This is a genomic window from Pseudomonas sp. E1MeOHC2 (genome assembly GCF_058745025.1).
On the sequence record NZ_CP196675.1, the window covers coordinates 5,547,611 to 5,561,889 of the forward strand.

Below are 14,279 nucleotides of genomic sequence, written 5' to 3' on the forward strand. Positions count from 1 at the left end.
TTCAAGCCTGTTCCTCGCCGTCGAGCAACTGTGCCTCAAGGGCTTCGCGGTAGTCGCCAGGCGCCTCCCAAAGGCCGCGCTGCTGGGCCTCCAGCAGGCGCTCGGTAAGGTCGCGCAGGGCCTCGGGGTTGTGCTCGCGCATGAAGTCGCGGGTCGCCGGGTCGAGCACGTAGGCGTCGGCCAGGGACTGGTAATGATGGTCGTCGATCAGGTGCGTGGTGGCGTCGAAGGCGAACAGGTTGTCGACCGTCGCGGCCATCTCGAAGGCCCCCTTGTAGCCGTGACGCTTCACCCCGTCGATCCACTTGGGGTTTAGCGCACGGGCACGGATGACCCGGTTCAGCTCTTCCTTGAGGGTGCGGATACGCGGCCGATCGACCTGGCTGTGGTCACCGTGATAACTGGCCACCGGCGTGCCAGACAAGGTTTCCGAAGCGGCCAGCATGCCGCCCTGGAACTGGTAATAGTCGTTGGAGTCGAGCAGGTCGTGCTCGTGGTTGTCCTGGTTCTGCAGCACGGCCTGGACTTGCCCAAGGCGGTGGGCGAACTGGGCGCGAGCCGGGGTGCCCTCGTCACTGGCGCCGTAAGCATAGCCGCCGTGGTTGAGATAGACCTCGGCCAGGTCGTCGCGGCTGTGCCACAAACGGCCATCGATGGCGTTTTGTACGCCCGCGCCATAAGCACCGGGCTTGGCCCCGAACACCCGCCAGCCAGCCTGGCGAGCGGCCTGCTCGGCGTCGATGCCCTGCGCCTGCAACGCTTCGCGCTCGTTGCGCACCCGTACTGCCAGCGGGTTGAGGTCATCGGGCTCATCCAGCGCCGCCACGGCCTGCACTGCGGCATCGAACAGGCGAATCAGGTTGCCGAAGGCATCGCGGAAGAACCCCGAAACGCGCAAGGTCACATCGACCCGTGGGCGGTCCAGCAGGCTCAGCGGGAGGATTTCGAAATCGTCGACCCGCTGGCTGCCGGTAGCCCACACCGGGCGCACGCCCATCAAAGCCATCGCCTGGGCAATATCGTCACCGCCGGTGCGCATGGTCGCGGTCCCCCAGACCGACAAGCCGAGCTGGCGCAGGTGGTCGCCGTGGTCCTGCAAGTGGCGCTCAAGAATCAGGTTCGCCGAGGCGAACCCCAGGCGCCAGGCCGTGGTGGTGGGCAGGTTGCGCACATCCACGGTATAGAAGTTGCGACCGGTGGGCAGCACATCCAGGCGCCCGCGGCTGGGTGCGCCACTGGGGCCCGCCGGGACGAAGCGGCCAGCCAGGGCCGCCAGCAGGCCGTTGATTTCGGCCGCGCCACAGGCGTCCAGGCTCGGCGCCACCGTTTCACACAGCGCCTGCACCACCTCATGCACCGTTTGCCATTCGCTCACGGCGGGCAGTGCCGACGTGCCGCCCAACGCCTGCTCGATCACCTGCAGGGCCAGCAGTTCAAGGCGCTCGCGGGTATCCCCACAGGTGCGCCAGGGCGCGTCGTTCACCGCCTGCAAAGGCTCTGGGCGCTGCCCCTGCCAAGGCTGACCGAGGTCGCAATCGAGCGGGTCAAAGCCCGGCACCAGGGCCTTGGCCAGTGCGCGCAACAGGCTGGCATTGCCGCCCCGGCCGTCGCCGCGCGGCACGCGCAGCAAGGCCAGCAAGGTGTCCAGCCGCAGCCGCCCCTCGGGCGACTGGCCAAACACATGCAAGCCATCGCGGATCTGCGATTCCTTCAGGTCGCACAGGTAGGTGTCCAGACGCGGCAGCCACACGGCGGCATCGTCCAGCTGCCCTTCCAGTTGCAACTCGCGGTCGATGTGGTTGGCCTTGACCAGTTCGAGAATGTCGCGCTGCAGCTCGCGGGCTCGCCGCGGGTCAAGCAGCTGCGCCTCATAGAATTCGTCGGCCAATTGCTCCAGGTGACGCAGCGGGCCGTAGGTTTCGGCGCGGGTCAGTGGTGGCATCAGGTGATCGATGATCACCGCCTGAGTCCGGCGCTTGGCCTGGGCGCCCTCACCCGGGTCGTTGACGATGAACGGGTAGATGTTCGGCAGCGGGCCGAGCAATGCGTCCGGCCAGCATTGCGCAGACAGGCCCACGCCCTTGCCGGGCAGCCATTCCAGATTGCCATGCTTGCCAACATGGATGACCGCATCGGCAGCAAAGGCATGACGCAGCCAGAAATGAAACGCTAGGTAAGCGTGTGGCGGTACTAGGTCAGGGTCGTGATACACCGCGCTCTGATCGACCTGGTAGCCCCGCGCCGGCTGGATGCCGACGAAGGTCAGGCCGAAGCGCAGGCCCGCGACCATCAACCGACCACTGCGGTACATCGGGTCTTGCTCGGGTGGCCCCCAACGCTCCAGCACCGCCTGGCGATTGGCCTCAGGCAGGCGCGAAAAAGCGGCCTGATAGTCATCCAGGCTCAGGCTCTGCGCGCAGGGGCGCTGATCCAGATGGTCGAGGTCATTGGTCACGCCGCCAAGCAACTGGTGGATCAACTGCGTGCCAGTGCCGGGCAGGTCAGCCAACGGATAACCTTCGGCCTGCAGTGCCTGGAGGATGTTCAAGGCGGCCGCCGGTGTGTCCAGCCCCACCCCATTACCAATCCGGCCGTCGCGGGTCGGGTAGTTGGCCAGCACCAGCGCTACGCGCTTCTGCCCATTGGGCAGGCGGGCCAGCGCTACCCAGCGCCGGGCCAGTTCAGCAACGAAATCCATGCGTTCGGGGTGGGCGCGGTAGCAGACCACGTCGGACTGACTGCGCTCGCTGCGCCAGGCCATGTCCTTGAAGCTGACCGGGCGCGTGATGATGCGCCCGTCCAGCTCCGGCAAGGCAATGTGCATGGCCAGGTCACGCGCGCCCAGGCCCTGCTCACTGGCCTCCCAGCCGGTTTGATTGTCTTGCGCGCAAATAGCCTGCAACACCGGGATGTCGCGGCGAAACGGGCGCAGGTTGGGGCGTTCGGGGCTGGACAGGGCAAACCCTGTGGTATTGATCAGGATCTCGGCGCCGACCTCATCCAGCCAGGCCTCGACCTGTTCCAGGCAAGCGCTTTCCTTGAGGCTGGCCACGGCAATCGGCAAGGGGTTGAGCCCCGCCGCCAGCAAGCGTTCGCAGAAGACGTCGATGAACGCGGTGTTGGCCGCCTGCAGGTGTGACCGGTAGAACAGCAGCGGCGCCACCGGGTGCTCCGGGTGCCACTGCGCGTACCAGTCCTCAAGCAGTGCACTGCCTTTGGCCGGGTGATACACCGAGGTGCGGGGCAATGGCTGCGGTTCGTCCCAGCCATAGTCACGGCCCAGCCATTGGCTGGCCAGGCAGTTGAACAGGTTGAGGGCATTGGCCTTGCCGCCCTGGCGCAGGTAGTGCCAGAGGCGTTCGGCCTGATCGCCGGTCACCGTGCCCAGGCCGGTCAGCTCCGGGTCCGGGCGGTCGTCGCCCGGCACCAGAATAAGCTGCACGCCACGGGCCGCCAGGGCAACCAACTGCTCGACGCCATAGCGCCAGTAGCCAACGCCACCGTGCAACGACACCAGGATGACCTTGGCATGGCGCAGTACCTCGTCCACATACAGGTCGACCGAGGCATGGTTCTGCACCTGCATCGGGTTGGCCAGGCGCAGGCTGGGGTAGTCCTCAGGCAGTTGCTCGGCGGTGTCGGCGAGCAATGCCAGGTGTGAATCACCGCTGCAGAGGATCACCAGGTCGGCGGGGGTCTGGCCGAGGTCGGCGATGCTGTCATCCGGCACGAAGCCGCCGGGCTGGGTCCGCAGCAGGTGCATGGGTCAGGCGCCCAGGGCTTGGCGCAGGCGCGCTTCGAGTTGCACGGCGTCCAGCTCCCGACCGATCAGCACCAGGCGTGTGATACGCGGCTCGTCGGCGCGCCAGGCGCGGTCGAAGTGCTTGTCGAAGCGGGTACCCACACCTTGCACCAGCAGGCGCATCGGCTTGCCCGGAATGGCCGCGAAGCCTTTGGCGCGCAGGATACCGAACTCGACCACCAACTGGGTCAGGGCATCGAGCAACAGGCTTTCGTCCGCCTCGGGCAGGTCGATGGAGATCGAATCGAAGGCGTCGTGGTCATGATCGTCATGATCATCGCCATCGTGGTGCGAGTCGTGGTGGGTACGACGGCCATCGATATGCGCCTCGGACTCGGCGCCAACACCCAGCAGCACCTCCAGTGGCAGGCGACCACTGCTGGCCTCGACCACCTTGACGGCAGGCGGCAGCTCTTCGGCCACCTCGGCGCGCACCTTGGCCAGGCCTTCGGCGTCAATCAGGTCGGCCTTGTTCAGGACCACCAGGTCGGCACTGGCCAACTGGTCGGCGAACAGTTCATGCAGCGGCGACTCGTGGTCCAGGTTGGGGTCGAGCTTGCGCTGTGCGTCCACCTGGTCCGGGTAGGCGGCAAAGGTACCAGCCGCCACAGCCGGGCTGTCGACTACGGTGATGACCGCGTCGACGGTGCAGGCGTTACGGATTTCCGGCCACTGGAAGGCCTGTACCAACGGTTTTGGCAGCGCCAGGCCACTGGTTTCGATGAGGATGTGGTCGAGGTCGCCACGGCGGGCCACCAGCTCGCGCATCACCGGGAAGAACTCTTCCTGCACGGTGCAGCACAGGCAGCCATTGGCCAGCTCGTAAACGCGGCCGCTGGCTTCTTCCTCGGTGCAGCCGATGCTGCACTGCTTGAGGATTTCGCCATCGATGCCCAATTCGCCGAATTCGTTGACGATTACCGCAATACGGCGGCCCTGGGCGTTGTCGAGCATGTGGCGGAGCAAGGTGGTCTTGCCCGAACCGAGGAAGCCGGTAACGATGGTGACGGGGAGTTTGGCCAGTGTTTTCATGTCGCGATGCCCTTGGCAAGATGGCGCGGGCATGCAGGACGAAAGCCACGGGCCAGGTCGGCCGGGCTTGTTCGCCACCGGATCACCCCGCCCGGTTGAAAGTCGAAATCGCTTCGAGGCAGGTCTCCTGGCTCGCACCGTACCCGCCGCGCGATAAATAGCAGGGCTGGAGGGCACGACGCCTTCCCGCGTGATTGCGCAGTGGCTGTGTCGACCCGTTGTCGGTGCTTACAGTTGCGGGGGCAGCCGCGGCTTGTACCGCGTTCCCGTCTTAGCTTCGGCCTGGCCGAAGAACCTCGAAGTGGCAAGGCTACGCAGTGGCTGGCAGGTGGTCAACCATTGCCGCCCGCCAAGCGGCCAGAGATGCGCAAGCAACGGCACAACTGCGCTACAGTTGCACCTTCGCCAACGGCCAAGGACGCCTTATGCCGCTCGCCCCCGCCATCCCGGTACTGCGTATTTTTTCGGTCGACAAGGCCAAAGAGTTCTACCTCGACTTTCTCGGTTTCAGCCTGGACTGGGAGCACCGCTTCAGCCCGGAACTGCCCCTGTACGCGCAAATACACCGCGACGGGCTGATCCTGCACCTTAGCGAACACCATGGCGATGCCACCCCCGGCTCGACCGTGTTCGCCCGCATCGACGACCTGCGCGCCCTCGAACGCGAGCTGCAGGCCAAGCGCTATGGCTACGCCCGCCCCGAGGCCGAGCGCCTGGACTGGGGCCTGCAGATGCAGGTTTACGACCCGTTCGGCAACCGCCTGCGCTTTTGTCAGCAGATCGACGACGAGGCCACCCAGTGAAGGCCATGGGCAAGCGCGAGATAGCGCGCGTGGAACGTGAGCTGGTGCTTTGCCTGACGGAGGCCTGCGAAACAGCCAAGGCAGAAATCGTCGGGTTCAGCTGGCTCACCCACCACCTCGACCCCGACAGCTTCCCCGCCAGCTTGCGCATCACCTGGGTGTTCGAGCGCGAGGCGGATAAATCCACCGCACTGGCTGGGGATGCCAAGGCGCGCATGCTGGCGCTGACCGGCCAGGCGCTTGATGACGTAGGGGTTCGCCTGGACCACCTGGCCTGGCACGTGCGTTTTGACAGTGAAGAGGCGTGCAGCCGCAGCCACGGCGGGGATTGGAGCAAACGGCTGCGGGGGCGCTGAGGCCTAGCGGCGGGCGGCGCTTTACCTGCCTTCGCCGGTCCGATACGATCCTGCTTCCACTCCTACGAGGTATTCGTCCAATGCGCCATTGATGCCGCCGTCCCTTCGACGGCCAGTCTTCAGCCTCCGGTTCGCTCCGGAGATGTCGCGGCATGAGTGGAGTTGTGCATGACGAATACGTCGATCCTGACGCTGGACAGCGTCTCTTTGGCTTTGCCTGACGGCAAGCTGTTGTTTTCCGATCTCAGCGAATCGTTCGATCAGCGCCGTACGGGCATGGTCGGGCGCAATGGCGTGGGTAAAAGCCTGCTCGGACAGATCCTGGCCGGCCAGCGCGAGCCCAGCAGCGGGCGCTGCCTTCGGCATGGTCGCATCCATCACCTGAATCAACAGGTCATCCAGCAAAGCGCCACGGTAGCCGACCTTGCCCAGGCAGGTACGGTGATCGCGGCGTTGAAGCGCATTGAACAGGGCAGCGTCGATCCAGTCGATTACGACACAGTAGGTGAGCGCTGGGATATACGCGAGCAACTCCAGTTGCAACTTGACCGACAGGGCCTCGGCCAGCTCGACTGGCACCAGCCGACCCGCAGCCTCAGCGGTGGCCAAGCCATGCGCGTGGCCTTGATCGGTGCCTGGCTCAGCGACGCCGACTATTTGATTCTGGACGAACCGAGCAATCATCTGGATGCCGAGGCCCGCGCGCAGTTGCTGACCATGATCCAGGCCTGGGACCGAGGCTTGCTGGTTATCAGCCACGACCGCAGCCTGCTTGAACACATGTCGCGTATCGTCGAGCTGTCCAGCCTCGGTTTGCAGGCGTTCGGGGGCAACTTCAGCCTCTATGCCACGCAAAAAGCCAAACAAACGGAATTGGCACAGCAGCAACTTGCTCGACTCAAACACGAGCGCCAACGTCACGCCCACGAACTTCAGCGCCAGCGCGAAGACCTTGAGCGCCACCAGGCGCGCGCCGGGCGCCAGGCCAAGCACGCAAACCAGGCGAAGATTCTGCTGGATCGTCAGCAGGAGCGCAGCCAGGCCACGGCTGGCAAACAGCGCCGCGACCATCGCGAAGCCTTACAGGCCCTGCAAGTTCACGTCCGTGATGCAGCCCGTGAAGTTGAACAGAGCAGTACCATCATCCTGCATGCACCGACCCCTCAACGTCACCCTGGGAGGGAAGTACTGGCTCTGCAACAACTGCGTCTGCCGCATGGCAACAGCAAACCCTTGAACCTGCGGCTGTGCGTGGGCCAGCGTGTGGGCCTGGTCGGCGCCAACGGCAGTGGCAAGTCCACCTTGCTGCGCGTGCTGAATGGCGATTTGACCGTGCCGTCCGACATCGTCCGCCTGAGCGGCGAAGTGGCCTTGCTCGATCAGCATTGCAGCGTGCTATCGGGGCAAACCACCGTGCTCGACCACCTGCGCCAGGCCAACCCGACCTTGGCACAGAGTGAATTGCGCAGCCGGCTGGCGCAGTTGGGCCTTGATGCGGTGCGTGTTGAGCTGCCCAGCGCCCTGCTCAGTGGCGGTGAACGGCTCAAGGCCGCACTGGCTGCCGTGCTGTACCGCGAACGGCCGCTGGACCTGTTGCTGCTGGATGAACCCGGTAACCATCTGGACTTGCCGTCACTAGCCGCGCTGGAATGCATGCTTGGGCATTTTCGGGGGGCGCTGGTGGTGGTTTCCCATGATGCGGTGCTGCTCGAAAGGCTCGCGCTGGATGATTACTGGCATCTTTGAGTGCATCAGCGCCCAGCAATTCGTGACTGGCCGTTCCCGATCCGCGACGGATGTATTATCGTGGCGTCGTGCGCATATAACAGCAGCCCGAGCGATCGGGCATCTGCAAGACAATCGAGGGTGTCATGAGTAACGAGAGCATTAACTGGGACAAGCTGGGTTTCGACTACATCAAGACCGACAAACGCTACCTGTCCGTATGGCGCAATGGCGAATGGGACAAAGGCACCCTGACCGACGACAACGTACTGCACATCAGTGAAGGCTCCACTGCCCTGCACTACGGCCAGCAGTGCTTCGAAGGCCTCAAGGCCTACCGCTGCAAGGACGGCTCGATCAACCTGTTCCGCCCGGACCAGAACGCCGCACGCATGCAGCGCAGCTGCGCCCGCCTGCTGATGCCGCACGTGCCGACCGATGTGTTCATCGAGGCCTGCAAGCAAGTGGTCAAGGCCAACGAGCACTTCGTGCCACCGCATGGCAAAGGCGCCCTGTACCTGCGCCCGTTCGTGATCGGCACCGGTGACAACATCGGCGTGCGCACCGCCCCCGAGTTCATCTTCTCGATCTTCGCCATCCCGGTTGGCTCGTACTTCAAGGGCGGCATGAAGCCGCACAACTTCCAGATCTCCAGCTTCGACCGTGCCGCCCCGCAAGGCACCGGCGCGGCCAAGGTCGGTGGCAACTATGCCGCCAGCCTGCAGCCGGGCGCCGAAGCCAAGAAGGCGAACTTCGCCGATGCCATCTACCTCGACCCGTTGACCCACACCAAGATCGAGGAAGTCGGTTCGGCCAACTTCTTCGGCATCACCGCCAACAACGAGTTCGTCACGCCGAAATCGGCCTCCGTGCTGCCAGGCATCACCCGCCTGTCGCTGATGGAACTGGCGTCCTCGCGCCTGGGCCTGAAAGTGATCGAAGGCGATGTCGAGATCAACAACCTCGACCGCTTCATCGAAGCCGGTGCGTGCGGCACCGCTGCAGTGATCACCCCGATCGGTGGTATCGAGTTCAACGGCAAGCTGCACGTGTTCCATGACCTGGAAAAAGTCGGCCCGGTCACCCAGAAGCTCTACAACGAGCTGACCGGCATCCAGAGCGGCGACGTCGAAGCACCGGCAGGCTGGATCGTCAAAGTCGCCTGAGGCACTGCGACAGCCTGAAAAAGGGGCATGCCAGACGATGGCATGCCCCTTTTTTTGGCCGTTTGCTCGGCTGCGACCCGCCAGATGAATTTTTCTTAAATCGCCGTTTGTCTATTCTTTGGCACAATCAAGTCTCTACTCGCCGCCCAGGAACCAGCATGCCACGCGTACTGACCATCGAAGACGACGCCGTCACCGGCCAGGAAATCGTCGCCGAACTCACCAGCCACGGCCTGGACGTGGATTGGGCCGACAATGGCCGGGAAGGCCTGGCCAAGGCGATTGCCGGTGGCTACGACCTGATTACCCTGGACCGTATGCTGCCCGAAGTCGATGGCCTGACTATCGTCACCACCCTGCGCAGCCTCAAGATCGCCACGCCAATCCTGATGATCAGCGCCCTGTCCGACGTCGACGAGCGGGTGCGCGGCCTGCGTGCCGGGGGTGACGACTACCTGACCAAGCCATTCGCCTCGGACGAGATGGCCGCCCGGGTGGAAGTGCTGTTGCGCCGCAACAGCGTGCCCATGACCCAGACCCGCCTGCAAGTCGCCGATCTGCAACTGGACTTGATCAGCCACGAGGCGCGGCGCGGCGAGCACACGCTCAACCTGCTGCCCACCGAATACAAGCTGCTGGAATACCTGATGCGCCACAGCGGCCAGGTCATCACGCGGATGATGATCTTCGAAGAGGTCTGGGGCTATCACTTCGACCCGGGCACCAACCTGATCGACGTCCACATCGGCCGCCTGCGCAAGAAGATCGACTCACCCGGCCAATCGCCGCTGATCCGTACGGTACGGGGCTCCGGCTATGCCATTGCTGAACCCGTCTAAGGGCTGGAGTTCCTCGACCAGCCGCCTGTTGGCGCTGTACAGCTTTCTGTTCGTGGCCTGGAGTAGCATCCTCATGGGCGTGCTGTACTTCGAGGTTTCCAGCTACCTGAACAAACTCACCCGCCACTCCATGCTGCAGCGCCAGCACCTGTTCGCGCACATGAGCGGCAAGCAACTGGACGACGCGCTGATTGCCAGCCAGGCCTTCGAAGAGCGCGCCTTCGACGCCTACGGCCTGTTCGACGCTCAGCTCAACCCGATCGGCGGGCGTATCCGTGCCATTCCGCCGGAGCTTGGCATGGACGGAAAGGTGCATGAACTCAAGCGCTGCCTGGATGCGGACGACCCGCACATGCCGCGTGACAGCTGCGATGCGGTGGCGATCAAGGTGCAGGACGGCCGCTGGCTGGTGCTGTTCCGCGACAATGGCTCACTGTTCGTCGTTACCCGCATCATCCTGGATGCGTTGCTGTGGGGCATTTCCCTGACCCTGATCCCCGGGTTTGCCGGCTGGTACCTGCTACGGCGCAGGCCACTCAAGCGTATCCACGCCATTCAGGCCCAGGCCGAGCTGATCGTCGCGGGCGACCTCACCCACCGCCTGCCACTGTCGGCCCGTCGCGACGAGCTGGACATGCTGGCCGCCATCGTCAATGCCATGCTGGATCGTATCGAGCGGTTGATGCACGAGGTCAAAGGGGTGTGCGACAACATTGCCCACGACCTGCGTACGCCGCTGACCCGCCTGCGCGCCCAGCTGTACCGCATTCGCCAGCAGAGTGACGCCGATTCGGCGCAGGCCGAGGCGCTGGACCAGGCGATTGGCGAAACCGACACCTTGATGGCGCGCTTTCGCGGCCTGTTGCGCATCAGTGAACTGGAAGACCGTCAGCGCCGTGCAGGCTTCGTGCAACTCGACCCTCATGAGCTGCTGGTGGAGCTGCACGACTTCTATCTGCCCCTGGCCGAGGATGGCGGTATTCGCCTGGAGCTTGACCAGCCCGCGCAGCTACCGGCGCTGCACGGTGACCGCGAACTGCTGTTCGAGGCGCTGGCCAACCTGGTGGGCAACGCCATCAAGTTCACCCCAGAAGGTGGCCGCGTGCGCGTTTTGGCGACGCAGGACGACCAGGGCCTGCATATCGCAATCGAGGACAGCGGCCCGGGGATCCCTGAAGAGGAACGCACTGCGGTACTGAAGCGGTTCTATCGCAGCGAGGAAGGCCACCGCCATCCGGGCTTCGGGCTGGGTTTGTCGATCGTTGCCGCGATCGTTGATCTGCATGGGTTTGGCCTTCAGGTGGGTGCCAGCGAGCTGGGCGGCGCGAAGCTGCTGCTGCATTGCCCATGGGTTGGGGTGTCGAAGTAGCGGCTGGGCGCCTCGCCCAGCACGCGCTTGAACACTGTCGCAAAGGCGCTCGGGCTGCTGTACCCAAGCGCCATCGCAACGCGCGTAACCGGCTCACCCTTGCCCAGCCGAACCACGCCGTCCAGCAAGCAGGCCTGCTGGCGCCATTCGATAAAGCTGATCCCGGTGTGCAGGCGAAACTGGCGTGTGAATGTGCGCCGGCTCATGCTGGCCAGCCGCGCCATGCCGTCGATGCCTGTTTGCAGTGAGGGCGCAGCCAGAAACGCTTTGCACGCACGCGCAAGGCGCGGCTCTGTGGGGATAGGCGCATTCAACGACAACCCCGGCATGTCGGCAATCTCATGCAACAACAACCCCATCAAGCAGGCATCCCGCCCCTGCTGGGGGTAATGGGCAGGCACTTCGACAGCCTTCTCAAGCAGCTGCTGCACCAACGGGGAAACCGCAAATACCTGGCAATGCCGAGGCAGGCCGACCTGCTGGGCTGCCTGCGGGCGAATGTAGGCATTGAGCATGGTAACGGGGCCACGCATCTGCATGGCATGGGCCAGTTGCGCGGGCACCCAGACGGCCCGCAAGGGTGGCACGGCCCAGTTACCTGATTCGGTTGCAACCGTGATCACGCCGCATGCTGCGTAGGCAAACTGACCCCGACGGTGGCTGTGCATCGGGAACAGTTCGCCGTCGGCGAATGCCTTCCTCGTCACCACCACATCGCAATGTGTGTCGTCGTATAGCGTGTCGTCGGTGTATATCATGGCCCGATTTTAATTAGATTTGACCTTGAATTGAAAGCGGGCCAAATCGTGATTCGGCATATTCCTCACGCGTCAAGGCGCACTGCCGCGACCTCAGAAGATTGCCATGCCATGCACAAAAAACACCTGATCCTTGCCGTCCTGGTTACTGCCCTGTGGGGTATCAATTTCCCGATCACCAAACTGGGTTTGGCCCAGGTCGATCCCCTGCTGCTCACCGGCATCCGCTTCGCGCTGTGCGCATTGCCGTGGGTGTTCTTCGTGAAGCGCCCGAAGGTTGCCGTCTACTGGATAGCTGCATACGGCCTGATTTTTGGCGTTGCCATGTGGGCCTTGATCAATCTGGGGATTGCCATGGGCGTGCCGCCCGGCAGCGCCTCGCTGCTGATTCAGTTCAGTGCGTTCTTTACCTTGGCCTGGGGCTGTTTACTGTTTCGCGAACCCCTTACCGGCCCCCAGCTGATCGGCATCGTGCTGGCGGCAGCCGGCTTGGTTGGCATCCTGGCAGCAAGCCCCGGCAAAACCACGACAACAGGTTTGACGCTGGTCTTGATCAGCGCGCTGGCCTGGAGCATCGGCAACGTCATCATCAAGCTGTCAAAGGTGAAGGCGATCTTTGCCTTCGTCGTATGGGCCAGCCTTTTTGCACCGATACCCTTGCTTTCGCTGACCTGGTGGCTGCACGGCGCAAGGCCGTTCGTGGCACTGGCATCGCAGACGCATGCCGTCGTGGTCTTTTCCCTGGCGTTCCAGGTGTATGCCGCGACGCATTTCTGCTATTGGGGATGGAACTACCTGTTGCGCGAATATCCGGTGTCCACGGTGGCGCCGCTGTCGCTGCTGATTCCGGTATTCGGCATCGTCAGCTCAGCGTTGATCGTCCAAGAGGTGCCAAGCGGATGGGACTGGCTGTGTATTGCCCTGATCTTGTCGGCCCTGGCGGTCGGCATGAAGAAAGGGCGAGCGGTGTTGGGGAGAAAAACGCTGCCTGCTGTTTAGCAGTGTGTCGCGAAAGGGCTGCCTGGCAGCCCCCTCGCTTCACTGATCAGTCAGCCAAGCGCCAGGTAGTTGCGCCCTTGCTGTCTTCCAGCACCACGCCCAGGGCGGTCAGTTGGTCACGGATACGGTCGGATTCCGCCCAGTTCTTGTCTGCACGCGCCTGCAGGCGCGCCTGGATCAAGGCTTCGACTTCAGCAGCATCGACCTTGCCCTCCGCCCCCGCACGCAGGAAGTCATCGGCCTCCAGTTGCAGCACACCCAGCACATCCCCCAGCTCACGCAGGCGCGCAGCCAGGCCAGCAGCAGCCTCCAGGTCGCTGTCGCGCAGGCGGTTGATCTCGCGCACCAGGTCGAACAGCACGGCGCAGGCTTCCGGGGTGCCGAAGTCGTCGTTCATCGCCACGCTGAAACGCTCGACAAACGCTTCGCCACCCTTGGCCGCCACCCGTGGCAGGCCGCGCAGTGCGTGGTAGAAGCGCTCCAGAGCGCCCTTGGCATCGCGCAGGCTGTCTTCGGAGTAGTTGATGGCGCTACGGTAGTGGCTGGCCACCAGCAGGTAACGCACCACCTCCGGGTGGTACTTCTCCAGCACATCGCGGATGGTGAAGAAGTTGTTCAACGACTTGGACATCTTCTCGCCGTTGATACGGATCATGCCGCAGTGCATCCAGGCATTGGCGTACTGCTTGCCGGTAGCGGCCTCGCTCTGGGCGATCTCGTTCTCGTGGTGCGGGAACTCCAGGTCGCTACCGCCACCGTGGATGTCGAAGCTTTCACCCAGGCAGCAGGTGGACATCACCGAGCACTCGATGTGCCAGCCCGGACGACCGGGGCCCCAGGGTGACTCCCAGCTCGGCTCGCCCGGCTTGACGCCTTTCCACAGCACGAAGTCCAGCGGGTCCTGTTTGGCCTCGTCGACCTCGATGCGGGCACCGATGCGCAGGTCTTCGATCTTCTTGCGCGACAGCTTGCCGTAACCGACGAACTTGCCTACCCGGTAGTACACGTCGCCGTTACCTGGCGCGTAGGCGTAGCCCTTGTCGATCAGCGTCTGGATCATCGCGTGCATGCCGGCGATGTGGTCGGTGGCACGCGGCTCCTGGTCCGGCGGCAGGATGTTGAGGCGGCGCTCATCCTCGTGCATCGCGTCGATCATGCGGGCGGTCAGCGCGTCGAAGGTCTCGCCGTTCTCGTTGGCCCGGTTGATGATCTTGTCGTCGATGTCGGTGATGTTGCGCACGTAGGTCAGCTCATAGCCGCTCTTGCGCAGCCAACGGGTGACCAGGTCGAAGGCCACCATGCTGCGACCATGGCCAAGGTGGCAGTAGTCGTACACGGTCATGCCGCAGACGTACATGCGCACCTTGTTGCCATCGAGCGGCTTGAAGGCTTCCTTGGTTTTGCTCAGGGTGTTGTAGATGTTAAGCACG

General features: G+C 63.9%; 11 protein-coding genes and 1 riboswitch. Of the genes, 7 read left to right on the forward strand and 4 right to left on the reverse strand.

The genetic code is table 11. The features are described from left to right. Nucleotide 1: 1 nt before the first annotated feature. Both cobN and cobW read right to left on the reverse strand, forming a co-directional pair. Nucleotides 2-3,763: a cobaltochelatase subunit CobN gene (gene cobN / locus ACSSU5_RS25230; RefSeq protein ID WP_492560162.1), complete on the reverse strand. Its 3,762-nt coding sequence runs from the start codon at nucleotides 3,761-3,763 to the stop codon at nucleotides 2-4. Between the two features lie 3 nt (nucleotides 3,764-3,766). Continuing rightward, nucleotides 3,767-4,834, reverse strand: a complete 1,068-nt coding sequence (gene cobW, locus ACSSU5_RS25235) for a cobalamin biosynthesis protein CobW (RefSeq protein ID WP_492560163.1) — start codon at nucleotides 4,832-4,834, stop codon at nucleotides 3,767-3,769. A gap of 100 nt (nucleotides 4,835-4,934) precedes the next feature. Then, nucleotides 4,935-5,148: riboswitch (cobalamin riboswitch) on the reverse strand. Nucleotides 5,149-5,259: 111 nt separating this feature from the next. On the opposite strand from cobW, the gene ACSSU5_RS25240 reads away from it, so the two are divergent. The 6 genes from ACSSU5_RS25240 to ACSSU5_RS25265 all read left to right on the forward strand — a co-directional run bounded on the left by ACSSU5_RS25240 (nucleotide 5,260) and on the right by ACSSU5_RS25265 (nucleotide 11,092). Next, nucleotides 5,260-5,637 carry a VOC family protein gene (locus ACSSU5_RS25240; protein WP_264313111.1) on the forward strand — a complete coding sequence of 126 codons (378 nt, stop codon included), beginning with the start codon at nucleotides 5,260-5,262 and terminating at the stop codon, nucleotides 5,635-5,637. Next, nucleotides 5,634-5,993, forward strand: coding sequence for a hypothetical protein (locus tag ACSSU5_RS25245; protein WP_492560164.1), 360 nt, complete (start codon nucleotides 5,634-5,636; stop codon nucleotides 5,991-5,993). The genes ACSSU5_RS25240 and ACSSU5_RS25245 overlap by 4 nt, the downstream gene beginning before the upstream one ends. Nucleotides 5,994-6,161: 168 nt before the next feature. Then, complete coding sequence (locus ACSSU5_RS25250) at nucleotides 6,162-7,739, forward strand: ATP-binding cassette domain-containing protein (RefSeq protein WP_492560165.1); 1,578 nt, start codon at nucleotides 6,162-6,164, stop codon at nucleotides 7,737-7,739. A gap of 125 nt (nucleotides 7,740-7,864) precedes the next feature. Continuing rightward, the gene (locus ACSSU5_RS25255; protein ID WP_264313108.1) at nucleotides 7,865-8,884 is read left to right on the forward strand and encodes a branched-chain amino acid aminotransferase; all 1,020 of its coding nucleotides are present in this window, start codon (nucleotides 7,865-7,867) and stop codon (nucleotides 8,882-8,884) included. Between the two features lie 158 nt (nucleotides 8,885-9,042). After that, on the forward strand, nucleotides 9,043-9,723 hold the full coding sequence (locus ACSSU5_RS25260; RefSeq protein WP_264313107.1) for a response regulator transcription factor: 681 nt from the start codon (nucleotides 9,043-9,045) through the stop codon (nucleotides 9,721-9,723). Further along, a complete protein-coding gene (locus ACSSU5_RS25265) occupies nucleotides 9,701-11,092 on the forward strand; it encodes a sensor histidine kinase (protein ID WP_492560166.1) in 1,392 nt (463 codons plus the stop codon). The genes ACSSU5_RS25260 and ACSSU5_RS25265 overlap by 23 nt, the downstream gene beginning before the upstream one ends. Here ACSSU5_RS25265 and ACSSU5_RS25270 read toward each other — a convergent pair. Further along, nucleotides 11,020-11,850: an AraC family transcriptional regulator gene (locus tag ACSSU5_RS25270; protein WP_492560167.1), complete on the reverse strand. Its 831-nt coding sequence runs from the start codon at nucleotides 11,848-11,850 to the stop codon at nucleotides 11,020-11,022. The genes ACSSU5_RS25265 and ACSSU5_RS25270 overlap by 73 nt on opposite strands. A 111-nt stretch (nucleotides 11,851-11,961) precedes the next feature. On the opposite strand from ACSSU5_RS25270, the gene ACSSU5_RS25275 reads away from it, so the two are divergent. Continuing rightward, nucleotides 11,962-12,849 (forward strand): EamA family transporter, encoded by an 888-nt coding sequence (locus ACSSU5_RS25275; protein WP_492560168.1) that lies wholly within the window; start codon nucleotides 11,962-11,964, stop codon nucleotides 12,847-12,849. 46 nt (nucleotides 12,850-12,895) lie between these two features. Here ACSSU5_RS25275 and cysS read toward each other — a convergent pair whose 3' ends face one another. Next, nucleotides 12,896-14,278, reverse strand: a complete 1,383-nt coding sequence (gene cysS, locus ACSSU5_RS25280; protein ID WP_264313103.1) for a cysteine--tRNA ligase — start codon at nucleotides 14,276-14,278, stop codon at nucleotides 12,896-12,898. Nucleotide 14,279 lies beyond the last annotated feature (1 nt).

Coding starts and splice junctions, on each gene's coding strand:
- cobN (WP_492560162.1), bottom strand. CDS start 3,763: ATGCACCTGCTGCGGACCCAGCCCGGCGGCTTCGTGCCGGATGACAGC.
- cobW (WP_492560163.1), bottom strand. CDS start 4,834: ATGAAAACACTGGCCAAACTCCCCGTCACCATCGTTACCGGCTTCCTC.
- ACSSU5_RS25240 (WP_264313111.1), top strand. CDS start 5,260: ATGCCGCTCGCCCCCGCCATCCCGGTACTGCGTATTTTTTCGGTCGAC.
- ACSSU5_RS25250 (WP_492560165.1), top strand. CDS start 6,162: ATGACGAATACGTCGATCCTGACGCTGGACAGCGTCTCTTTGGCTTTG.
- ACSSU5_RS25255 (WP_264313108.1), top strand. CDS start 7,865: ATGAGTAACGAGAGCATTAACTGGGACAAGCTGGGTTTCGACTACATC.
- ACSSU5_RS25260 (WP_264313107.1), top strand. CDS start 9,043: ATGCCACGCGTACTGACCATCGAAGACGACGCCGTCACCGGCCAGGAA.
- ACSSU5_RS25265 (WP_492560166.1), top strand. CDS start 9,701: ATGCCATTGCTGAACCCGTCTAAGGGCTGGAGTTCCTCGACCAGCCGC.
- ACSSU5_RS25270 (WP_492560167.1), bottom strand. CDS start 11,850: ATGATATACACCGACGACACGCTATACGACGACACACATTGCGATGTG.
- ACSSU5_RS25275 (WP_492560168.1), top strand. CDS start 11,962: ATGCACAAAAAACACCTGATCCTTGCCGTCCTGGTTACTGCCCTGTGG.